General features: G+C 73.8%; 15 protein-coding genes and 1 pseudogene. 7 read left to right on the top strand and 9 right to left on the bottom strand.

Translation table 11 applies throughout. The features are described 5' to 3' along the window. Positions 1–244 precede the first annotated feature (244 nt). Positions 245–1,597 (bottom strand): NAD(P)/FAD-dependent oxidoreductase, encoded by a 1,353-nt coding sequence (locus tag ABZ404_RS34605; protein WP_358991265.1) that lies wholly within the window; start codon positions 1,595–1,597, stop codon positions 245–247. Positions 1,598–1,884: 287 nt separating this feature from the next. Further along, on the bottom strand, positions 1,885–2,772 hold the full coding sequence (locus ABZ404_RS34600; RefSeq protein ID WP_358991262.1) for a TIGR01777 family oxidoreductase: 888 nt from the start codon (positions 2,770–2,772) through the stop codon (positions 1,885–1,887). An 85-nt stretch (positions 2,773–2,857) separates the two neighbouring features. Between ABZ404_RS34600 and ABZ404_RS34595 the strand changes: the two genes are divergently transcribed. Both ABZ404_RS34595 and ABZ404_RS34590 read left to right on the top strand, forming a co-directional pair. Then, positions 2,858–3,352: a GNAT family N-acetyltransferase gene (locus ABZ404_RS34595; RefSeq protein WP_358836429.1), complete on the top strand. Its 495-nt coding sequence runs from the start codon at positions 2,858–2,860 to the stop codon at positions 3,350–3,352. A 49-nt stretch (positions 3,353–3,401) separates the two neighbouring features. Further along, positions 3,402–4,517 carry a PP2C family protein-serine/threonine phosphatase gene (locus ABZ404_RS34590; protein WP_358836430.1) on the top strand — a complete coding sequence of 372 codons (1,116 nt, stop codon included), beginning with the start codon at positions 3,402–3,404 and terminating at the stop codon, positions 4,515–4,517. Positions 4,518–4,562: 45 nt separating this feature from the next. On the opposite strand, the gene ABZ404_RS34585 is transcribed toward ABZ404_RS34590, so the two are convergent. The 7 genes from ABZ404_RS34585 to ABZ404_RS34555 all read right to left on the bottom strand — a co-directional run bounded on the left by ABZ404_RS34585 (position 4,563) and on the right by ABZ404_RS34555 (position 15,593). Beyond that, positions 4,563–5,087, bottom strand: a complete 525-nt coding sequence (locus ABZ404_RS34585) for a DUF4240 domain-containing protein (RefSeq protein WP_358836431.1) — start codon at positions 5,085–5,087, stop codon at positions 4,563–4,565. Positions 5,088–5,189: 102 nt separating this feature from the next. Then, the gene (locus ABZ404_RS34580) at positions 5,190–6,203 is read right to left on the bottom strand and encodes a WYL domain-containing protein (protein ID WP_358836432.1); all 1,014 of its coding nucleotides are present in this window, start codon (positions 6,201–6,203) and stop codon (positions 5,190–5,192) included. A 109-nt stretch (positions 6,204–6,312) separates the two neighbouring features. Further along, positions 6,313–9,012: a pyruvate dehydrogenase (acetyl-transferring), homodimeric type gene (gene aceE, locus ABZ404_RS34575; protein WP_358836433.1), complete on the bottom strand. Its 2,700-nt coding sequence runs from the start codon at positions 9,010–9,012 to the stop codon at positions 6,313–6,315. Between the two features lie 726 nt (positions 9,013–9,738). Next, on the bottom strand, positions 9,739–10,362 hold the full coding sequence (locus ABZ404_RS34570; protein ID WP_358836434.1) for a GntR family transcriptional regulator: 624 nt from the start codon (positions 10,360–10,362) through the stop codon (positions 9,739–9,741). A gap of 123 nt (positions 10,363–10,485) precedes the next feature. Continuing rightward, complete coding sequence (gene sucB / locus ABZ404_RS34565; RefSeq protein WP_358991259.1) at positions 10,486–12,333, bottom strand: 2-oxoglutarate dehydrogenase, E2 component, dihydrolipoamide succinyltransferase; 1,848 nt, start codon at positions 12,331–12,333, stop codon at positions 10,486–10,488. Between the two features lie 54 nt (positions 12,334–12,387). Next, on the bottom strand, positions 12,388–13,776 hold the full coding sequence (lpdA, locus tag ABZ404_RS34560) for a dihydrolipoyl dehydrogenase (protein WP_358836712.1): 1,389 nt from the start codon (positions 13,774–13,776) through the stop codon (positions 12,388–12,390). 296 nt (positions 13,777–14,072) lie between these two features. After that, the gene (locus tag ABZ404_RS34555) at positions 14,073–15,593 is read right to left on the bottom strand and encodes a leucyl aminopeptidase (protein WP_358836711.1); all 1,521 of its coding nucleotides are present in this window, start codon (positions 15,591–15,593) and stop codon (positions 14,073–14,075) included. Between the two features lie 317 nt (positions 15,594–15,910). Between ABZ404_RS34555 and ABZ404_RS34550 the strand changes: the two genes are divergently transcribed. From ABZ404_RS34550 to ABZ404_RS34530, 5 genes and pseudogenes are all read left to right on the top strand, one after another. Beyond that, positions 15,911–17,923 (top strand): hypothetical protein, encoded by a 2,013-nt coding sequence (locus ABZ404_RS34550; protein ID WP_358836710.1) that lies wholly within the window; start codon positions 15,911–15,913, stop codon positions 17,921–17,923. Positions 17,924–17,960: 37 nt separating this feature from the next. Continuing rightward, on the top strand, positions 17,961–19,547 hold the full coding sequence (gene pelF / locus ABZ404_RS34545; RefSeq protein ID WP_358836709.1) for a GT4 family glycosyltransferase PelF: 1,587 nt from the start codon (positions 17,961–17,963) through the stop codon (positions 19,545–19,547). Next, positions 19,544–21,016, top strand: a complete 1,473-nt coding sequence (locus ABZ404_RS34540; RefSeq protein ID WP_358991256.1) for a hypothetical protein — start codon at positions 19,544–19,546, stop codon at positions 21,014–21,016. The genes pelF and ABZ404_RS34540 overlap by 4 nt, the downstream gene beginning before the upstream one ends. A 252-nt stretch (positions 21,017–21,268) precedes the next feature. Continuing rightward, positions 21,269–21,895: pseudogene (locus tag ABZ404_RS34535) on the top strand (spherulation-specific family 4 protein); the annotation flags it as partial. Continuing rightward, positions 21,892–22,773 carry an endo alpha-1,4 polygalactosaminidase gene (locus ABZ404_RS34530; protein ID WP_358837740.1) on the top strand — a complete coding sequence of 294 codons (882 nt, stop codon included), beginning with the start codon at positions 21,892–21,894 and terminating at the stop codon, positions 22,771–22,773. The pseudogene ABZ404_RS34535 and the gene ABZ404_RS34530, both read left to right, overlap by 4 nt. The last annotated feature ends 53 nt before the right edge of the window (positions 22,774–22,826 follow it).

Here is a 22,826-nt window from a genome sequence, read left to right as displayed (position 1 = left end):
CGCGGACCGTGGCGCGCAGCTGGTCGGGGTGGTCACCGAGGAAGGGGATCACCGGGGCCATCAGGACCCCGCAGCCGATGCCCGCGTCGGCGCGCAGTTCCCCGCGCCCCTGGGGGTTAGGGGCGCGGGGAACTGCGCGATCAGCCACCCCCGGCCTGCGGACGAAATCGCCACCCGCGTGCCGCAGGCACCCCCACGGCCTGCGGATGAAAACCCCGCCCGCGTGCCGCAGGCGGGCGGCGGGTCAGGCCGCCGGCCTCATCGCCTTGGGCTTGGGGGTTGCCGGGCGCAGGCCCAGGTCGGAGAGGAGGGCGTGGGCGGCCCTGCGGCCCGAGTACAGGGCGCCCTGGACCGTGCTGGTGTCCCGGTGGTCCCCGCACACGTACAGGCCCGCCAGCAGCCGCACAGGGCGGCGCACGTCGTGCGGGGCGGGCATCGCCGGGACCGCCTCGGGGGTGTGCCGGACCGCCAGCAGGTCCCAGTCCGCCGTGGACGTGCCGTACAGCCGTCCCAGATGGGCGAGGACCGAGGTCTCCAGGTCCGGGGGCGGCGGGCCGAGCACGGTGGAGCTGATGAGCGCCCGCCCGCGCGGCGCGCGCGCCGGGTCGACCTCGCTCATGACCGCCGTGTGCGCCACCGGCCCGCCCCCGTCCGCGTCCAGCAGCAGCGCGGGCTCGGCCAGCGGGGGCGCGGGGGCCGTGTGGTGCACCACCGTCACCGGGTGGAACGGCGGCACCCGCAGCCCGGGCAGCAGCTCGGAGGCGGCGCGCGCGTCGGTGGCCAGCAGCAGCGAGCGGCAGCCGATCACGCCGTGGTCGGCGGTGGTCACGGCGGTCGTGGCGACCGAGGTGACCTTGACGCCGCTGCGGACCGTACCGGGCGGCAGCGCCGCCGCCAGCAGCTCGGGCAGCACCGACGCGCCCCCCGTCGGCACACAGAGCCGGCCGCGCGCGAAGCCGCGCAGGGCGAGGTCGGCGCACCGGCTGGAGGTGGTGAGGTCCGGGTCGCAGAGCAGCGCCGAGAGCAGCGGGCGGACGAATCCGTCGAGGGTCCTGGCGGGCAGGCCCCGGGTCTGGAGGGCCGTTCCGATGGGGAGTTCGGGCCGGGCGAGCAGCCGCTCCACCGGCGTCGCGGCGAGGCGCGCGAGCGAGGCGCCGAGGCGGGCCTGGTCCAGGGGGCCGCCCAGCGGGGTGGCGGCGCCCCGCGCGGTGCTCCTGGGCACACCGCGGGTGCCTCCCCTGGGGGCGCTCGCGAGGGCGCGTGCCGTGGCGAGTGCGCCCCGCGCGCTCCTCGGTACGCCCGCCCGGTAGTGGCGGCCCGCGCTGTGGACGAGCACCCCGGACGCGAACGCGCTCACGGCCAGGCCGTCCAGGCCGGGCGTGCGCGTCAGCTCCGGATACGAGGTGGAGAGCAACTGGCCGATCCGGTCGAGGCGGAAGCCGTCGAGGTGCTCGGTGGACATGCGCCCGCCCACCTCCCCGGCGGCCTCAAGGACCATGACCGAGACCCCCGCGCCGGTCAGCTGGTGAGCCGCTGACAGGCCGGCGAGCCCGGCCCCCACGATGACGACGTCCGCATGGTGTGCGGTGCTGAGCACGTGCCCCTCCCTGAGGTCGGCGCGGCTTGGTGGAGGCCTCATGCCCCCAACAGGTTCACGAAATGCAGGAGTTCGGAGAGAGAGACTAGAAAGCGCGGTCGATTCCGTGGGTCGCGCACACGACCGGGCACGGATGCACGGCGCCGCGACGCGTGCGCCGGTGCCCTTCCGGCCGGGCGGCGCGAGGCGCGTACGAGGGCCTCTCCGCGAGGGGAACGCCGGTGTTCCCCCACGCCTCCCGGACGCCTACCCCGGCTCCCCGGGCCCCTACCCCGCCTCCCGGATCCCTACCCCGCCGCCCCGATCGCCCCCTCGATCTCCGGGAACGCGAATCTGAAGCCCGATTCCAGGAGGCGGTGGGGGAGGACCCGCTGGCTGCCGAGGACGTCCTCGGCGAACTCGCCCAGGGCCAGCCGGATCGCCGGGGCCGGGACCGGGAAGAGCGCCGGCCGGCGCAGCACCCGGGCCATCGCCGCCGTCACCTCGCGGTTGGTGACCGGCTCCGGGGCCGTCAGGTTCACCGGGCCCGACACCTCGGGGGTGTCCAGAAGATGCCGCAGGGCTGCGATCTCGTCGTGCAGGGAGATGAACGACCAGTACTGGCGGCCGTCGCCGAGGCGCCCGCCGAGCCCCGCCCGGAAGATCGGGAAGAGCTTGCCCCAGGCGCCGCCCTCGCGGGCCACCACCAGCCCGGTACGCGCGAACACCGTACGGATGCCCGCCTCCCGCGCCGGGGCCGCCGCCTCCTCCCACTCCACGCACACCCGCGCCAGGAAACCGTCGCCGGGCGGCGCCTCCTCGTCCACCGCGCGCGTGCCCGTGTCGCCGTAGTAGCCGATCGCCGTGCCGCACAGCAGCACCTTCGGCGGCCGGTCGAGCGAGGCCAGGGCCTCGGCGAGGGCGGCCGTGCCGAGCACCCGGCTGTCGCGGATCTCCTTCTTGTACGCGTCCGTCCACCGGTGGTCCCCGACCCCGGCCCCGGCGAGATGGACCACCGCCTCGCAGCCGGCGAGCCCCGCCGCGTCCACGTACTGGCGCCGCGGGTCCCACTCGACCTCGTCGGCGGTCCGCGCCGGACGCCGCACGAGAGGGACCAGCTCGTGCCCGTCCGCCCGCAGCGACCGTCCCAGGGCCGTGCCGATGAGCCCGGTCGAGCCCGTGATCGCGATCCGCATGCCGCCTTCTCCCGATGGTGGAGGGTGCCCCGGTCCGGGGCGGAAACCATGCTTCCTCATCCGTCCCCGATGGCACAGTTGCCCCATGTCCGCGCCTCACATACGTCCCGCCCGCCTCGGTGACGCGATCGCCCTCGCCGAACTCGATCACGACGTCTGGTCGCCGCTGCACTCGGTCCAGCCCCGGCCCCGGCCGCCGCTCGCGCCCTTCTTCGACCCCGCGAACCCGCCCGCGTACTACCTGGTCGGAGAGCTCGACGGCCGGGTGGCCGGATATCTGCGCCTGGTCCGGCCCACCGCCCTGGAGTGCAACGGCCACGTCCGCCAGATCCAGGGCCTGGCCGTCCGTGAAAGCGCCCGGGGCCGGGGCCTGGCCCGGGCACTGCTGCGCGCCGCCGCCGAGGAGTCCCGGCGCCAGGGCGCGCGCCGGCTGACCCTGCGCGTCCTGGGCCACAACACCCCCGCCCGCGCGCTCTACGCCTCGGAGGGCTTCACCGTCGAGGGGGTCCTGCCGGGGGAGTTCCTGCTGGAGGGGGAGTACGTGGACGACGTGCTGATGGGGCGCGCGCTCACCGAGTGACGTAGAACAGGAGATAGCAGCACGAACCCGGCGGCCGAGGAGCTTTCCCATGGTGGACGAGGGTGCGTCCGGGCTGCTGCCGGTCGCCCCCCGGCCCCTGTGGCAGCGGGCGCTGCCGGTGGTGGTCCTCGCCGCGATCACGGCCGCCCAGCTCGCCACCCCCAACGGCGTCGAGCTCGGCTACTTCCTGGCCGCCGTGCCCCCGCTCGCCGCCTTCGCCTACGGCCCGCTCGGCACGGTCGTGCTGGCCACCGTCACCTTCGTCGGCGTCCTGCTGCCGCACACCCGCGACTGGTACCCGCACCCCGGCGACATCCTCACCCTCGCGGTCGTCGTGGTCTTCAGCATCGTGGTGGCCCGGGTGCGCCAGCGCCGCGACCACCAGCTGGTGACCGTCCGCACGGTGGCCGAGGCGGCCCAGCTCGCGGTGCTTCCGCCGCTGCCGGCCGCGGTGGGGCCGGTGCGCTGCGCCGGGCTCTACCAGGCCGCCCAGCGCGGCACCCTGGTCGGCGGCGACTTCTACGACGTACGCGAGGGCCCGCACGGCGTCCGGGCGGTGATCGCCGACGTCCAGGGCCACGGTCTGGCGGCGGTCGGCACGGTGGCCTCGCTGCTCGGCGCCTTCCGCGAAGCGGTCCTCGACGAGCCCACCCTGCCGGGCGTGGCCGCCCGCCTCGACCGCCGCCTGGTGACCGACGCGGGGGCGGACGGCCACGGCGAGCTGTTCGCGACCGCGCTGCTGCTGGAGTTCCCGCCGGGCGAGCCGGTCGTACGGGTGGTGAGCTGCGGGCACCCGCGGCCGTTCCTGCTGCGCGGGCGCGGCGCCGCTGAGCTGGCCGCCGAGCCCGCGCCCCCGCTGGGCCTGGGCCTGGCGGGTCTCGCGCCGCCCCGCGAACTGCGGGTGGAGCTGGCGGAGGGCGACAGGATCCTCGCGTACACGGACGGGGTGACCGAGGCGCGCGACGGGGCCGGGGACTTCTACCCGCTCGCGGAGCGGCTGGCGGTGCTGGCCCCGCGCGACGGGCGTGCGCCGGGCGACGGTCCGGCGACGCGCGACGGTCTGGTGACGCTCACCGAGGCGGTACGCGACGACCTCGTGCGGTACGCGGGCCGCGCCAAGGACGACGTGGCGCTGCTGGCACTGGCCGCGGACCGGCCCCGCTAGGGCGTGTGGCGCGAGTCCCGCCCGCCCCGCGACGCCCGGCACGCCCTAGAGCGAGCCGCCGAAGCGCTCCCACAGCCGGGGGAACCGTTCCGCCAGGGCGTCCTCGTCCTCGAGGTCGAGCGCGGTGCCCAGCGGCTCGGCGGGCTGCGGCGAGATGCCCAGTGCGGGCGCGGTGACCCCGGTGAGCTGCTCGTACGCCTCGTCCGCCGCGTAACCGAGGTCCTCGCCGTCCCCGTCGATCTCCTCGTCGAAGTCCTCCAGGAGCTCGGCGAGCCGGTCCGGGTCGTGCAGGGCGCCCTCGAACACCTCGCGGCCCTGCCCGATGAGCCAGCAGCGGAAGTAGTCGAAGGCGTCGTCGCTCGCGCCGCCCAGCAGGACGGCCGCCGCGCCCCACAGGTCCCAGACGTAGGCGCGGTTGTAGCGGGCCTCGAAGTGCCGGGCGAAGTCCAGGACGGATTCCGGGTCGAGCTGCAGCAGGCGCTCCACCAACAGCTCAGCGTGGTCCTCGGGGTCGCCCTCGGCGTCCGCGCGGGTGCTGTCGATGAGCTCCCAGAATTCCGTCTCGTCCATCACGGGTCCAGCATCGTGGCTGGCGGGTGGGCGCGCACGCGGAGCCGTACAAATCAGCCCTTCGGGCGGCCGGATCGAACCACCGGCCCCATGCGCCCCACCTCACCCGTCCCGCTCGTCCCGCTCCTGGGGCGCGGAACCGTAGAGTCCGGCCATCGCGCGGGCGGCGGCGGCGAACCGCTCCCGCAGCGCCGCGGGTTCGAGCACCTCCACCTCCGGCCCGAGCGGCATCAGCTGGGCGAACGCCACGTCGTACGACTCCACCGGCAGCGCCACGGTCCTGCGGCCCCGCGCGTCCGCCCCGCCGGCCGCCTCCAGGGCCGCCAGGACCGACTCCCGGTCGCCCAGGACCGACGGCAGCCGGGCGGCGCCCGCCTCGGACACCCGCACGAGCACGGTCTCCCGGAGCATCGCCCGGGCGAAGCCGGCCGCCCGTTCGGCCCAGAACCCGGCCAGGTCGAAGGACTCGTCCCGGACGAACGCCTCCTCGTCCTGGCTCACCTCGTCGAACCGGTCCAGCCGGTACACCCGGAAGCCCGGGCGCTCCCCGTCGGCGCGGGCGCACACGTACCAGACCCCGGCCTTCAGGACGAGCCCGTACGGTTCGAGACGGCGCTCCACGGCCTCCCCGTCACGGCGCCGGTAGACCACCCGCAGCGCCCGGTCCGCCCAGACGGCACGGGCGACGGCGGGCAGGTGCGCGGGCGTCCCCGGCTCCCGCCACCAGGCGGGCGCGTCCAGGTGGAAGCGCCGCCCGGCGCTCGCGGGCGCGTCCCGCAGCGAGGGGAGCAGGGCCGCCGACACCTTCAGGCGGGCGGCCGAGGCCGCGTCCTCCAGGCCCATGTCGCGCAGGGCGCCCGGCACCCCGGACAGGAACAGCGCGGCGGCCTCGTCCCTGCCGAGCCCGGTGAGGCGGGTGCGGTAGCCGCCGACCAGCCGGTAGCCCCCGTTCCGGCCCCGGTCCGCGTAGACCGGAACGCCCGCCTCGCCCAGCGCCTGCGCGTCCCGGGTGACGGTCCGCTCGGAGACCTCCAGCTCGCGCGCCAGCTCGGCGGCGGACATGGAGGGCCGCGACTGGAGGAGCAGGACCATCTTGATCAGCCGGGCGGCGCGCATGAGGCAATGATGCCCGCGCCCCCACGTACGCCCGCGCGGGCGGACGGGAACGCCCCCGGGGGCGCGGCACGGAACCGCGCCCCCGGGGGCGTACACCGCTTCGTCCGGCCTACAGGCCGTACCGCTCGCGGGCCTCCTTGACGGCCGAGGCCTTGACCTCGCCGCGCCGGGCCAGCTGGGCCAGGGCCGCGACCACGATCGACTCGGCGTCCACACCGAAGTGGCGGCGAGCCGCGTCCCGGGTGTCGGAGAGGCCGAACCCGTCGGCGCCGAGCGAGGACCAGTCCTGCTCGACCCACTGCGCGATCTGGTCCGGGACCTGGCGCATGTAGTCGCTGACCGCGAGGACCGGGCCCTCGGCGCCGGCCAGCGCCTGGCGTACGTACGGAATCCGCTCCTCGCCGCGCAGCAGCGCGGCGTCCGCCTCCAGGGCGTCGCGGCGCAGCTCCGTCCAGGAGGTCGCGGACCACACGTCGGCGGCCACGCCCCACTCCTCGGCGAGCAGCTTCTGGGCCTTCAGGGTCCAGTGGATCGCGGTGCCGGAGCCGAGCAGCTGGATGCGCGGCGCGTTGACGGCCGCCACGTCCAGACCCGCCGACTCGGCCGTGTTGAACCGGTAGAGGCCCTTGACGATGCCCTCGTCGATCCCGGCCGGCTTGGCGGGCTGCGGCAGGGGCTCGTTGTAGACGGTGAGGTAGTAGAAGACGTCTCGGTCCTCGCCCGGGGCCGCCTCGCCGTACATCCGGCGCAGACCGTCCTTGACGATGGTGCCGATCTCGTACGCGAACGCCGGGTCGTAGGTCAGCGCCGCCGGGTTGGTCGCGGCGATCACCGGCGAGTGGCCGTCGGCGTGCTGGAGGCCCTCACCGGTCAGCGTGGTGCGGCCGGCGGTGGCGCCCACCAGGAAGCCGCGGCCCAGCTGGTCGCCGAGCTGCCACATCTGGTCGGCGGTGCGCTGCCAGCCGAACATCGAGTAGAAGATGTAGAACGGGATCATCGGCTCGCCGTGCGTGGCGTACGCGGTGGAGGCGGCGATGAAGTCGGCCATCGAACCGGCCTCGGTGATCCCCTCGTTGAGGATCTGGCCGTCCTTCGCCTCGCGGTAGTACATCAGCTGGTCGCGGTCGACCGGCTCGTACGTCTGGCCCTTGGGGGAGTAGATCCCGAGGGAGGGGAAGAGGCTCTCCATACCGAAGGTGCGGGCCTCGTCCGGGACGATCGGGACCCAGCGCCTGCCGGTCTCCTTGTCGCGGATGAGGTCCTTGACCAGCCGGACGAACGCCATGGTGGTGGCCATGGACTGGTTGCCGGAGCCCTTGTCGAAGGCGGCGAACGCCTTGTCGGCCGCGGCGGGCAGCGGGGCCAGCGCGTGGGTGCGGCGGGCCGGGGCCGGGCCGCCGAGGGCGGCGCGCCGCTCCTGGAGGTAACGCACCTCGGGGGAGTCCGCGCCGGGGTGCCCGTAGGGCACGACACCGTCGACGAACTGGGCGTCGGAGATCGGCAGTTCCAGCAGATCCCGCATGTTCTTGAACTCGTCGTTGGAGAGCTTCTTCATCTGGTGGTTCGCGTTCTTGGACGCGAAGCCCTCACCGAGGGTGAAGCCCTTGACGGTCTGCGCCAGGATGACGGTCGGCGCGCCCTTGAACTCCAGCGCGGCCTTGTACGCGGCGTACACCTTGCGGGGCTCGTGACCGCCGCGGGAGAGGTGGAAGCACTCCAGGATCTTGTCGTCGCCGATCAGCTTCGCCATCTCGACGAGCGCCGGGTCCTTGCCGAAGAAGTCCTCGCGGATGTAGGCCGCGTCCCGCGTCTGGTACGTCTGCACCTGCGCGTCCGGGACCTCGCGGAGCCGGCGGACGAGGGCGCCGGTGGTGTCGAGCGTGAACAGCTCGTCCCAGGCGCCGCCCCACAGCGACTTCACGACGTTCCAGCCGGCGCCGCGGAACTGGGCCTCCAGCTCCTGCACGATCTTGAAGTTGGCGCGGACCGGGCCGTCGAGGCGCTGGAGGTTGCAGTTGATGACGAAGGTGAGGTTGTCGAGGCCCTCCCGCGCGGCGAGCGCGAGTGCGGCGGTCGACTCGGGCTCGTCCATCTCGCCGTCACCGAGGAAGGCCCACACGTGGGAGCCGGAGACGTCCTTGATGTTCCGGTTGGTGAGGTACCGGTTGAACCGCGCCTGGTAGATGGCGGAGAGCGGCCCGAGACCCATCGACACGGTCGGGAACTCCCACAGCCAGGGGAGGCGGCGGGGGTGCGGGTAGGAGGGCAGGCCGTTGCCGGCCGACTCCTGCCGGAAGTTGTCGAGGTGGCTCTCGTTCAGCCGGCCGTCGAGGAAGGCGCGGGCGTAGATGCCGGGGGAGGCGTGGCCCTGGATGTAGAGCTGGTCGCCGGACCCGTCGGCCTCCTTGCCCCGGAAGAAGTGGTTGAAGCCGGTCTCGTAGAGCCAGGCGGCGGAGGCGAAGGTGGCGATGTGGCCGCCGACGCCGTGCTTGGCGCCGCGGGTGACCATCGCGGCGGCGTTCCACCGGTTCCAGGCCGTGATCCGGCGCTCCATCTCCTCGTCGCCGTCGACGGCGGGCTCGGCGGAGGTGGGGATGGTGTTGACGTAGTCCGTCTCCAGCAGCTTGGGCAGGGCCAGGCCCGCGCCCTCGGCGTGCTGGAGCGTGCGGCGCATCAGATACGCGGCCCGGTGGGGGCCGGCGGCCTTGGCGACGGCGTCGAGGGAGGCCGCCCACTCGGCGGTCTCCTCGGTGTCACGGTCCGGGAGCTGGTCGAGCTCGCTCGGAGACTTGCGCGTGGGGTCGATCATGATCGCCGCCTTCCGGACAGGAGGGGGGTGGAGAAAAAGTGCCGTGTCTGGCAGGACAGGGCCGGTGGACCGGGTAAGTCCGCCGTTGACTGTAAGCCGACGATCGATGATCGATCAAAGTGTTGAGCGAAAAACTTCTCGATACGGGGAAAGTCGGCACAGGGTGCCGTGGATGGGGGCACGGGGTGCCTTGTTTTCGCAGGTGGGGTGGGGTTCGGATGAGCGGGGGCGCCGGATTGTGAGCGGGGCACGCCCCCCTCTCCCACCACCGAACCGGGGCTGCGCCCCGGGGGCCCCTGGGGTTTGTCTGCGGGTGGGTGGTGGGTTGCTCGCGCGGTTCCTGGGTTCGTCTGCGGGTGGGTGCTGGGCTGCTCGCGCAGTTCCCCGCGCCCCTGTTCGGCCCGGGGTTCGTCTGCGGGCCGTGCTGGGCTGGTCGCGCAGTTCCCCGCGCCCCTGTGGGGTCTGGGGTCTGGGTTTGTCTGCGGGCCGTGCTGGGCTGGTCGCGCAGTTCCCCGCGCCCCTTGAGGGGGCTGTGGCTGAGCGGTGTTTCCGGGGCTCCCCGGAGGGGTGTGCGGCGAGCCTGGCGCCCCGGCGACCGGGACCCCCTAGGGGCGCGGGGAACTGCGCGACCAGCCACGGACGGTCCGCAGGCGACTGGCGGCCCTTGAGGGGCGCGGGGAACTGCGCGAGCTGTTCAGGGGCGGCCGGGGGGCCTCGCGGGAGGGGTCAGGCTCGGGGGGCGCAGCCCAGGACGTGGGACTTGACCAGGGTGCCGATCCGGGGATCGTGGCGCCGGAACGCCTCCACCAACTCCTGATGCTCCTCCGCGTACGACTTCTGCACAGTGCCGAGCCAGCGGATGGACAGGGCCGTGAAGACCTCGATGCCGAGCCCCTCCCACGTGTGGAGGAGCACCCCGTTGTGCGCCGCCCGCACCAGCTCCCGGTGGAACCCCACCGTATGCCGCACCTGCGCCGTCCCGTCCGCCGCCGCGTCCGCCTCGTACAGCGCCGCCACATGGGGCTCCAGGGCCGAGCAGTCGGCGGCGAGGCGGTCCGCCGCCAGTTCCGCCGCGATCTGCTCCAGACCGGCCCGGACCGGGTAGCTCTCCTCCAGGTCGGCCGCCGTCAGGTTCCGTACGCGTACGCCCTTGTTCGGCGCCGACTCGATCAGCCGCAGGGACTCCAGCTCCCGCAGGGCCTCCCGGACCGGCGTCTGGCTGACCTGGAGCTCGACCGCGATCCGGCGCTCCACGATCCGCTCACCCGGCTTCCAGCGGCCGCTGACGATCCCCTCCACGATGTGCTCGCGGATCTGCTCGCGCAGCGAGTGGACGACGGGCGGGGTCATGACGAGCTCCTTCACGCGCGAGCGGTGACCTCTAGACAATACGGCGGCGCCCCCACCTGGAATCACTCCGGGCGGGGGCGCCTTCGTCACAGTCCGTACGGACGGGCCGTACGGCCGAGGGTCCTACAGGCCGAGCTCGACCTCGAACTCGCCGGCCTCCAGGATCGCCTTGACGGCCGTCAGGTAGCGGGCCGCGTCGGCGCCGTCGACCAGACGGTGGTCGTAGGAGAGCGACAGGTAGGTCATGTCGCGGACGCCGATGACCGTGCCCTCGGCGGTCTCGATGACCGCCGGGCGCTTGACCGTGGCACCGATGCCCAGGATCGCGACCTGGTTCGGCGGCACGATGACCGTGTCGAACAGCGCACCGCGCGAGCCGGTGTTGCTGATCGTGAAGGTCGCGCCGGACAGCTCGTCCGGGGTGATCTTGTTGGCGCGGACCTTGCCGGCCAGCTCGGCGGTCGCCTTGGAGATACCGGCCAGGTTGAGGTTGCCCGCACCCTTGATGACCGGGGTCATCAGACCCTTCTCGGAGTCCACGGCGATGCCGATGTTCTCCGAGTCGAAGTACGTGATGGTGCCCTCGTCCTCGTTGATCCGGGCGTTGACGACCGGGTGGGCCTTCAGCGCCTGGGCCGCGGCCTTGACGAAGAACGGCATCGGGGACAGCTTGACGCCCTCACGGGCGGCGAAGGAGTCCTTCGCGGCCGCGCGCAGCTTCATCAGCTTGGTGATGTCGACCTCGACGACCGTGGTCAGCTGGGCCTGCGAGTGCAGCGCCTTCATCATGTTGTCGCCGATGACCTTGCGCATCCGGGTCATCTTGACCGTCTGGCCGCGCAGCGGGGACGCCTCCAGGGAGGGGGCGGCCTTCGCGGCGGGCGCGGCGGCGGCGGCCGGCGCCGGGGCGGCGGCCTTGGCGGCCTCGGCCGCGGCGATGACATCTTGCTTGCGGATACGGCCACCGACACCGGTGCCCTTGACCGCGCCCAGGTCCACACCGGACTCGGAGGCGAGCTTGCGCACCAGCGGCGTGACGTACGCGCCGTCGTCACCGGCGCCGGACGGAGCCGGAGCGGCGGCCGGGGCCTGCTGCGCCGGGGCGGCGGGCGCCGCGGCGGGCTGCGGGGCCGGGGCCTGCGGGGCGGCGGCGGGCGTCTGCGGGGCCGGGTCCGGCACCGGGGCCTGCGCGGCCGGGGCGGGCTGCGCGGGAGCCGGGGCCTGCTGCGCCGGGGCCTGCTGCGCCGGGGCGGGCTGCGCCGGAGCGGGAGCCGCGGCCGGAGCCGAGGCGGCCTGGGCCGGGGCGGCCTGGGCCGGAGCGGCGGCGGGCGCGGAGCCCGCGGCGCCGATGACGGCCAGCTTGGCGCCGACCTCGGCGGTCTCGTCCTCGCCGACCACGATCTCCAGCAGCACACCGGCGACCGGGGCGGGGATCTCGGTGTCGACCTTGTCGGTGGAGACCTCCAGGAGCGGCTCGTCCTCGGCCACCTCCTCGCCGACCTGCTTCAGCCAGCGGGTGACGGTGCCCTCGGTCACGCTCTCGCCGAGCGCGGGAAGGACGACGTCGGTGCCCTCGGCGGAGCCACCGCCGGAGGCGGCCTCGGCGGTCGGGGCCGGGGCGGGGGTCTGCGTCTCGGTGGACGGCGCGGCCTGCGGGGCGGGAGCCTCCTGAGCGGGGGCCTCCTGCGCCGGAGCCTGCTGCGCCGGGGCGGCCTCGGCGGCCGGGGCGCCGGAGCCGTCGTCGATGATCGCCAGCTCGGCGCCGACCTCGACGGTCTCGTCCTCGGCCACCTTGATGGAGGCCAGGATGCCGGAGGCGGGGGCCGGGATCTCGGTGTCGACCTTGTCGGTCGAGACCTCGAGCAACGGCTCGTCGGCCTCGACGCGCTCGCCCTCGGCCTTCAGCCAGCGGGTGACGGTGCCCTCGGTGACGCTCTCGCCGAGCGCCGGAAGGGTTACGGAAACCGACATGGTTTCAGTTTCTCCTTACAGATGTGCGGAAGTGGTCGTCGCGCCCGAGGGCAGTCAGTCGTGGGAGTGCAGCGGCTTGCCGGCCAGCGCCAGGTGGGCCTCGCCGAGAGCCTCGTTCTGCGTCGGGTGCGCGTGGATGAGCTGCGCGACCTCGGCCGGCAGAGCCTCCCAGTTGTAGATCAGCTGGGCCTCGCCGACCTGCTCGCCCATACGGTCACCGACCATGTGGACGCCGACCACGGCACCGTCCTTGACCTGGACGAGCTTGATCTCGCCCGCGGTCTTGAGGATCTTGCTCTTGCCGTTGCCCGCGAGGTTGTACTTCAGAGCGACGACCTTGTCCGCACCGTAGATCTCCTTGGCCTTGGCCTCGGAGATGCCGACGGAGGCGACCTCGGGGTGGCAGTACGTCACGCGCGGCACACCGTCGTAGTCGATCGGGACGGTCTTGAGACCGGCCAGACGCTCCGCCACCAGGATGCCCTCGGCGAAGCCGACGTGCGCGAGCTGGAGGGTGGGGACGAGGTCGCCGACGGCCGAGATGGTCGGCACGTTGGTGCGCATGTACTCGTCGACCAGGACGTAGCCGCGGTCCATCGCGACGCCCTGCTCCTCGTAACCGAGGCCCTGGGAGACCGGGCCGCGGCCGATGGCGACGAGGAGGACCTCGGCCTCGAACTCCTTGCCGTCGGCCAGCGTGACCTTGACACCGTTCTGGGTGTACTCGGCCTTCTGGAAGAAGGTGCCCAGGTTGAACTTGATGCCGCGCTTGCGGAAGGCGCGCTCGAGAAGCTTGGAGGAGTTCTCGTCCTCGGCCGGCACGAGGTGCTTGAGGCCCTCGACGACCGTGACGTCGGTGCCGAAGGACTTCCACGCCGAGGCGAACTCGACGCCGATGACGCCGCCGCCCAGGATGATCGCGGACTGCGGGACCCGGTCCAGGGTGAGCGCGTGGTCCGAGGAGATGATCCGGTTGCCGTCGATCTCCAGGCCCGGCAGCGACTTCGGCACGGAGCCGGTCGCCAGGAGGACGTGGCGGCCCTGGACGCGCTGCCCGCCGACGTCGACCGAGGTGGGCGACGACAGCCGGCCCTCACCCTCGATGTACGTCACCTTGCGGGAGGCGACCAGGCCCTGGAGGCCCTTGTACAGGCCCGAGATCACGTCGTCCTTGTACTTGTGGACGGCCGCGATGTCGATGCCCTCGAAGGTGGCCTTGACACCGAACTGCTCGGCCTCGCGGGCCTGGTCGGCGATCTCACCGGCGTGCAGCAGGGCCTTGGTGGGGATGCAGCCGTTGTGCAGGCAGGTGCCGCCGAGCTTGTTCTTCTCGATCAGTGCGACGTCCAGGCCCAGCTGCGCTCCGCGCAGGGCCGCGGCGTAGCCGCCACTGCCACCGCCGAGGATCACTAGGTCGAAAACGGTGCTGGCGTCGTTCGCCACGTCACGTCCTCCATGCATGTGCGCCGGGCGCGGTCGTCGATGACCGGCGGCGGCTGGTGTTCGGCCGCTTTTCTTCGGCCCTGTGGTGGGGGCCCTGTCCTGCCGAGAACCCATCTTCGCACTTGTTGACGGAAGGCGGGACGCGGGGCCGGGGTCTGAGACGGCCGATCGTCCTTCTGGCGGGCGATCACCGGGTACGTATCCCCGGATTTCGTCCACAGCGGAACCGGGCCGTGTGCGAGGGGTGAACACGAATGGCCTCGGGCATATGCCCGAGGCCATCGGTGTCACACGGGTCAGCCCAGCTCGCCGTCGGCGGTGCGCTCGGCCAGCCGGACCAGGGTGCGGACCGCGGAGCCGGTGCCGCCCTTGGGGGTGTAGCCGAAGGGGGCGCCCTCGTTGTAGGCCGGGCCCGCGATGTCCAGGTGGGCCCAGGTGATGCCCTCGCCCACGAACTCCTTCAGGAACAGACCGGCCACCAGGCCGCCGCCCATCCGCTCGCCCATGTTGGCGATGTCGGCGGTGGGGGAGTCCATGCCCTTGCGCAGCTCGGCGGGGAGCGGCATCGGCCAGGACTGCTCGCCGGCCTCCTCGGCCGTCTCGTGGACGGCGGTGCGGAAGGCGTCGTCGTTGGCCATCACGCCGAAGGTGCGGCTGCCGAGCGCCATCATCATCGCGCCCGTCAGGGTCGCCACGTCGACGATCGCGTCCGGGTTCTCCTCGGAGGCCTTGGCCAGGGCGTCGGCGAGCACGAGCCGGCCCTCGGCGTCGGTGTTGAGGACCTCGACGGTCTTGCCGCTGTACATGCGCAGGACGTCGCCCGGACGGGTGGCGGTGCCCGACGGCATGTTCTCGGCGAGCGCCAGCCAGCCGGTGACGTTCACCTTCAGGCCCAGCCGGGCGGCGGTGACGACGGCGGCGAAGACGGCGGCGGCGCCGGCCATGTCGCACTTCATCGTCTCGTTGTGGCCCGCCGGCTTCAGCGAGATGCCGCCCGAGTCGTAGGTGATGCCCTTGCCGACGAAGGCCAGGGACTTCTGCGCCTTGGGGTGGGTGTAGCCGATGCGCACCAGGCGCGGGGCGTTGGCGGAGCCGGCGCCGACGCCGAGGATGCCGCCGTAGCCGCCCTTGGTGAGCGCCTTCTCGTCGAGCACCTGGACCTTGACGCCGTGCTCCTTGCCGGCCGCGGTGGCGACGGCGGCGAAGGACTCGGGGTAGAGGTCGTTCGGCGGGGTGTTCACCAGGTCACGGGCGCGGTTGATCTCCTCGGCCAGCGCGATCGCGCGCTCCACGGCCGCCTTGTGAGCCTTGTCACGCGGCTTGGCGCCGGTCAGGGCGATTTCGGCCAGCGGCGCCTTGCCGTTCTTGCCGCCGTCCTGGTACGCGGTGAAGGCGTACGAACCGAGCAGCGCGCCCTCCGCGATGGCCGCCACGTCCTCGGCCGCCTCCACGGGCAGCGCGAACGCGGCCTTCTTGGTGCCGGCCAGGGCGCGGGCCGCGACACCGGCGGCCGCGCGCAGCGCCTCGGCGGCGAACGTCTCGTCCTCGCCGGGGGCCGTGCCGAGTCCGACGGCCAGCACGACGGGCGCCTTCAGACCGGACGGCGACGGCAGCTTCGTCGCCTCGCCTTCGGCACCGGAGGCGCCCAGGGTCTCCAGGACGCCGGCGAGCTTGCCGCCGAACGCCTTGTCCACGGCCTCGGCGCCCGGCGCGACGACCAGACCCCCCTTGGGCCCGGTGCCCTTGGTGATGCCGACGACCACGGCGTCGGCGCGCAGCGTCGCGGCACCGGCAGTGCTGAGAGTCAGAGCAGTCACGGTGGTGAAGTCTCTCTTCCGTTGAGTTTCCGAGCCGAGGGATGGGTCGGCTGTGCCCCGGCGCATCGTAATTCGGCCGAGTTGGGCGCGGATACGAGCGTACGCGCGCGGATCCGCTTCGCTCACGGCGGCGGCAATTCACTCATCCGTGGTGTCTGTTCCATGTTTGCCCGCCAGACTGTGATCGCTCGGTCACACTCGGCCCGTCCGGGCAAGGGCGCACAGGGCTCCTTTGCACCATTTCCACAGGTCCTGCCGTGTGCGCGCGCATAGGGAAGGGCCCCCATGAGGGGGGAACGTTGAAGAAGGCGAACCGGATGAGAACGGGCAGAACCGCGGTGGCACTGCTCACCGCCGGCCTCCTGGCGGCGGGCATACCCGCGGCCGGTGCCGACGCCGCGACGGTGACCCCGCGCATCGACCTCAAGGTGCTCGTCCTGGACGACGGCGGCAGCGCGGTGGACGCGCTGACGGCCCAGCTCCGGAGCATCGGGCTGCCCTACCAGACGGTGCGCCTGGGCGACGCGGGACGGCCGGCGGTCGACGCGGCGTTCCTCGGCGACACGGTGAACGGGCGCCCCCGGGCCAAGTTCCAGGGCGTCATCGCGCCCAACGAGCTCCCCTTCGGCTCGGCCGACTCCCCCGAGCAGAGCGCGCTCGCGGCATACGAGAAGGCCTTCGGCATCCGCCAGATCGACGCCTCCACCTGGGCCCACCCCGAGGTCGGCCTCGACTACACGGACCAGAACGGCGGCTGGGCCGGGGTGCTCGACGGCGCCAGGACCCAGCTCACACCGGACGGCCTGAAGGGCCCCTTCGCCTACCTCGACGCAACGGTCCCCTTCGAGGACAACTCCGCCTCCGTCGCCGAGAGTTACGGCTACGCGGCCCACCCCCGGGAGGGCTACACCAGCTACCTCACCGCGCCCACCGGCGGCTCCCTGCTCGGGACCTACACCCACGACGGGCGCAGCGAACTCGTCGTCACCTTCGCCTACAACCAGTACCAGGAGCAGTTCAAGGTACTCGCGCGCGGCATGGTGGAGTGGCTGACCCAGGGCGTCCACCTCGGACAGAACCGCAACTACTTCGCCGTCCACGTCGACGACGTCCTCGCGCCGGACGCCCGCTGGGACACCGCGCGCGACTGCACCCCGGGCGACTTCGACTGCGCCGGCGGGGGCGGCACGACGAGCGACATCCGGATGACGGCGGCCGACGCGCAGTACGCCGTCCAGTGGGAGCGGGCCACCGGATTCACCCTCGACCTGCTGTACAATGCGGGCTCCGGCGAGGAGTGGAAGGCCGAGCACGGCGGCACCGACCCGCTCGCCGCCCAGCTCCTCGCCGACAAGGCCGCGTTCCGCTGGGAGAACCACACCTACACGCACGCCTTCCTCGGCTGCGTCCAGGACACCACCACGGTGCCCTGGACCTGCGCGAAGAACGCGGACGGCAGCACCCGGTGGGTGAGCCGCGCCGACATCGCCGGCCAGATCAGCGACAACTACCAGTGGGGCGTGCGCAACGGCCTGTCGGTCGACCGCGCCGAACTGGTCGCCGGGGAGCACTCCGGCCTGAAGACCCTGCCGCAGCAGCCCCAGGACAACCCCAACCTGGCCGGGGCACTCGCCGACGCCGGGGTCAAGTGGGCGGGCAGCGACAACTCCCGCGAGCCGCAGCAGCGCCCGGTCGGCTCGGCCCTCACGGTGCCGCGCTACCCGATGAACGTGTACTACAACGTGGGCACGGCGGCCGAGATGGCCGACGAGTACAACTGGATCTACACCTCCAGGGCCGACGGCGGCAGCGGGGTCTGCGAGGACAACCCGACCTCCACCTGCCTGCCCGGGCCGCTGGACACCGCCACCGGGTACACCTCGTACATCGTTCCCCAAGAGGCCGCCACCGCGCTGCGGCACGTGCTCGGCAACGACCCGCGCCCGCACTACGTCCACCAGTCCAACCTCGCCGAGGAGCGCCTGCTCTACCCGGTCCTCGACCGGGTGCTCGGCGACTACCGCGCCCTCTTCGCGGACAGCGTGCCCCTCGTCAACCTGCGCCAGCGCGACATCGGCACCGAGCTCGGCCGCCAGGCCGCCTGGGCCAAGGCGGTCGCGGAAGGCAAGGTCACCGCGTACCGCGTCGGCACCGCCGTCACCGTCCAGGCGCCGTCGGGCGTGGTGGCGCCGGTCACGGCTCCCGAGGGCACCCAGCAGCAACAGCTCCTGGGCACCACCGCGTTCGGCACGCCGTACGCGGGTCAGCGCACCGCCTGGGCCGCTCCCGGAGCGCTCCAGACGGCGATCACGCTGAAGCTCCCGGCCTGACCGGCCGACCGACATTCGCTGTCCAGGGGGGACACCAATGCCGAGCAGTGGCCGTCATGTCACCATGCTCACGGAAGGCACCTATCCGCACATCCACGGGGGTGTGAGCACCTGGTGCGACCAGCTCGTCCGCGGTATGCCGGAGGTCGACTTCCACGTCCTGGCCCTCACCGGCAGCGGCCGCGAGCCGGTCGCCTGGGAGCTGCCGCCGAACGTGTACCGGCACACGGCGTTCCCCCTGTGGGGGCCGGCGCCGCGGCGCCGGCCGCTCTTCGGCAAGGAGCGGCGCCGCTTCATAGACGTCTACGAGCGGTTCCTGCTCTCGATGCTCGACCCGGGGTCCGGCTGCGACTTCGGCCAGGGGCTCTTCGCCCTGGCGCGGCTGGCCCGGGCCGGGCGGCTCTCGGGGGCGCTGCGCTCGGAGGCCGCGCTGCGGTCCCTGATGTGGATCTGGACCATGCCGCATCTGGAGATAGCCGCCGCACGGCCCACCGTGCACGACGCCCTGACCGCCACCGACCTCCTCGAACACGCGCTGCGCCCGCTGACCGCCCGCCTCCCCGAGGACTGCGTGGCGCACGCGGTCAGCAGCGGCCTCGCCACCCTTCCCGCGCTGGCCGCCCAGCACTTCGACGGGGTGCCGTTCCTCCTCACCGAGCACGGCATCTATCTGCGCGAGCGCTATCTCGGCTACCGCACCGGCGAGCAGAGCTGGCCGGTGAAGTCGCTGATCCTCGGCTTCTACCGCGAGCTGAACTCCACGGGGTACCGCCAGGCCGACCTGATCACCCCGTGCAACCAGTACAACCGTCGCTGGGAGGAGCGCGGCGGGGCGCCGGCCGACCGCATCAGGACGGTCTACAACGGTGTCGACCCCAGCCTCTTCCCGCACGCCGGACCCGACCCGGCGGTGCCCACCCTCAGCTGGTGCGGGCGCGTCGACCCCATCAAGGACCTGGAGACCCTGATCCGGGCGTACGCCATGGTCAGGGCCGAGCTGCCGGAGGTGCGGCTGCGGCTGTTCGGACCGGTCCCGGCGGGCAACGCGGACTACCGCACCAAGCTGGAGAAGCTCGCCGCCGAACTCGGCGTCACCGACGGGATCACCTACGAGGGCCGGGTCAGCGACGTCGCCGGCGCCTACGCGGCGGGCAGCGTGGTGATGCTCTCCAGCATCAGCGAGGGCTTCCCCTTCTCGCTGATAGAGGCGATGTCCTGCGGGCGCGCCACGGTCTCCACGGACGTGGGCGGGGTGCGCGAGGCGGTCGGGGACGCCGGCCTGGTGGTGCCGCCGCGCGAGCCCGCGCTGATGGCCGAGGCCGCCCTGTCCCTGCTGCGCGACCACGAACGGCGCGCCGGACTGGGCGCGTCGGCCCGTGCCCGGGTCGTCGAGCAGTTCACCCTCCACCGGTCCGTGGACGGCTTCCGCCGGATCTACCGGGAGCTCGCCGGGGCCCCCGAGCCCCTGCCCCGGTACGCGCCGGCCCCCGCGCCCCTCGCCGAACGTCCCGCCGAGGACCGCGCCCAGGACCGCGCCGAGGTCCCCGGCGAGACGGACGACTGGACGCTCGAACTCACCGACCCCTGGTACCGGGAGCTGGCGTCGGACGGGTCCGTCTGGTGAGCGGCTCGTTGTGGCTGGGCGCGGAGGGCCGGCACACCCTGCCCTTCATCCCGCGCCAGCGCCCGCACACCCCCGCCGCCGACCCCGTCGACGAACTCGCCGACCGGATGGAGGAGTTGATCGCGGCCGCCGTCCACCCGGACGAGGTCGCGGCCATCCTGGAGTCCGACGGCATGACCGACTCCCACATCCGTACGGCCTACGGCCGCCACGACTCCTTCGAGCTCGCCGAGGACCTCTACGCGCGCGTGGCGCGCCGCTACCCGTCCGCCGCGGCCCCGGCCGCCGACCCCTGGCACAGCTCCCTGGGCGCCTGTCTGCTGCGCGGCCTGGTCTTCGCGCTGCCCGGCCTCGCGTACGTCCTGGGCGCCCCGCTGCTCGCCGGGCCCGAGGACGGCTTCGGCCTGCCCTTCGGTACGGTCCCGCTGCTCGCCTCGGCCGTCACCGGCTGGGTGTGGAACCAGGGGCTCTCCCACCGGGCCTACACGTGGCTCGGCCTGGGCGACCGGGCCGCCGCCCGTGCCGCCCTGCGCACCGGGGCCCCGCTGGGGGCGGTGCTGGGCGCGCTGGTGGCGCTGGCGGTGGGCGGGCCGGGCGAACTGCCCGCGGTCGGCTTCGCCGCCGGGCAGGCGGTCTATCTGGCGGCGGCGACCGTGCTGCTCGTCCTGGGGCGCGAGCGGGACCTGCTGTACGCGCTGGCGCCGGTGGCGGCGGGCGCCGCGACGGCTCCCGTCCTCGACCTGCCCGCCGCGCCGCGCTGCGCGCTGCTGCTGCTCTCGCTCGCCGCCGCGACCGGCTTCGCCCGACGCGCGTCGGGCGGCGGTGGTGCGGGTGGCGGTGGTGCGGGTGGCGGTGGTGCGGGCGCGGGCGACGGCCGGCCGGGCCCGTCCCTGGCCGCCGCCGTCCCGTACGCGCTGTTCGGCCTCGGCACCGGCGTGCTGGTGCTGTACGCGGCCGTCGGGGACGTGCTCGCCGACGGCGCCGGGTCCGCCGTGGCCGCGCCCTCGGCCGTCGCGCTCACCCTGAGCATGGGGCCCGCCGAGTGGCTGCTGTACCGCTTCCGCAGCGGGAGCAGAGCGGGGCTGCGGGCCACCACCGCCCGCGGCTTCCGCCGGGCGACCGCGGCCACCCTCGCGGCCTGCCTCGGCGGCTATCTCGCCGTCCTCCTCGCCCTCACCGTCGCCGGGACGCCGCTGTGGCCGGGCGCCCCGCACCTCGGCGCGCTCCGGCTGACGGGGCTGCTGCTCACCGGCATGGTCCTGTGGACCGCGCTGCTGCTCCAGTCCTACGGCGCCGTCCGCTCCGCCGCCGCCGTGTGCTGTGCGGCGGCCGGGGCGCAGGTGCTGACCCTGGTGACCGGGGCGGGCCACCCGGACACGGTCGGGCCGGTGGTGGCGGGCGTCGCCGCGCTGGTGCTCGCCGTGCTCGTGGGGGCGCTGCTGGGACGGGCGACGGCCCACCGCGCATGACCCCAGCCCGAAGCGGGGTCCATGGCGGCTCCGCGTACAGGAAGAGAAGCCACGCACCCGATGCACCCGCAGACCCCGCACCCATACGCCCCACCTGTCCCACCCGCCCCGCACACCGCACCCGCCCCGCATCCGGCACCCGCCACCTCGGCCGCGCCCGCCCCGCATCCGGCACCCGCTACCTCGGCCGCGCCCGCCCCGCATCCGGCACCCGCCACCTCGGCCGCGCCCGCCCCTCCCGCCCCCGAGCGGACCCTCCTCGTCCCGTTCTACGACCACCCGGCCGACCGGCCCGACGCCTGGGAGACGCTCATCGCGGCGGCGCCCCGGCTGTACGGGGTCGTGCTCAACCCCGCCAGCGGCGCCGGGCAGGCCCCCGACGCGGTGTTCGCCGAGGCCGCGGCCCGGCTGCGGGCGGCCGGCGTCCCCGTCCTCGGCTACGCGGACACGGACTACGGCCGCCGTCCGCACGCCGATGTCGTCCGCGACCTGCTGCGCCACCGCGACTGGTACGGGGCCGACGGCGCCTTCCTCGACCAGGCGGCCACCGATCCGGCACTCCTCGCGCACTACCGGCGCCTGTCCGTCGCGGCCCGCGCCGCCGGGGCCCGCACGCTGGTGCTCAACCACGGCACCCACCCGCACCCCGGGTACGCCGCCCTCGCGGACCTGCTCGTCACGTACGAGGGCACCTGGACGGCCTACCCTGGGGCGGGCGCCCCGCAGTGGACCCTGGCCCATCCGCCGGAGCGCTTCTGCCACCTCGTCTACGCGGCCCCGCACGGCGCCCGGCCGACCACGCCCGTGCACTGCGTGGTGCCGGGCGACGCCCCGCACCCCTGGGGCACGCTGCCGTACCTCCTGGAGCCCGCCCGATGACACGCCGCCTCCCGCTCGCGCTGGTCCTGCTGCTGCTCCTGCTCGCGGGGTGCTCCTCCTCGGACTCCTCGGACGACGACAGGCCGGGGCCGGACGAGTCCGGCGCCGTGACGTCCCCGTCCGCGTCCCCGTCCGTCTCCCCGTCCCCGTCCCCGTCCGCGCCGGGCCCCGCCCCCGGGCACTGGCAGCCGCGGCCCGGGCTCGCCTGGCAGTGGCAGCTCACCGGGAAGCTCGACCCGTCGGTGGACGTGCCGGTGTACGACGTCGACGGCTTCCACGTGTCCAGGGCGCAGGTCGACGATCTGCACCGGCGCGGGCGCAAGGTGATCTGCTACGTCTCCACCGGCGCCTGGGAGGACTTCCGCCCGGACGCCGACCGGTTCCCCGCGTCGGTGCTGGGCAAGTCGAACGGCTGGGAGGGCGAGCGCTGGCTGGACGTCCGCCGTACGGACGTCCTGGCGCCGCTGATGGCCAAGCGGTTCGACATGTGCCGGGAGAAGGGGTTCGACGCGGTCGAGCCGGACAACATGGACGGCTACGCCAACGAGACCGGCTTCCCCCTCACGGCGGCGCACCAGCTCGCGTACAACCGGCTCGTCGCGCGGCTCGCCCATGAGCGGGGGCTCGCCGTCGGGCTGAAGAACGACCTCGACCAGATCCCGGAGCTGGTGGGGGAGTTCGACTTCGCGGTGAACGAGCAGTGCGCGGAGTTCGGCGAGTGCGAGGCGCTCGGCGCGTTCACCCGCGCCGGGAAAACGGTCTTCCACGTCGAGTACGACAAGGCGCCCGCCACGTTCTGCGCGGTGGCGCGGAAGCTGGGACTGAGCTCGATGCGCAAGGAGCTGGAGCTGGGGACGTGGCGCCGGGCGTGCCAGTGACGCGTCGGCGGGGGCGGGCCGTGCAGACCCGGCCGCGCGGTGCCTAGCCCTCC

Origin of the sequence: Streptomyces sp. NPDC005878 (assembly GCF_040629815.1) — a bacterium.
Lineage (GTDB): Bacteria > Actinomycetota > Actinomycetes > Streptomycetales > Streptomycetaceae > Streptomyces.
This window is presented reverse-complemented; position numbering and strand designations above follow the sequence as displayed.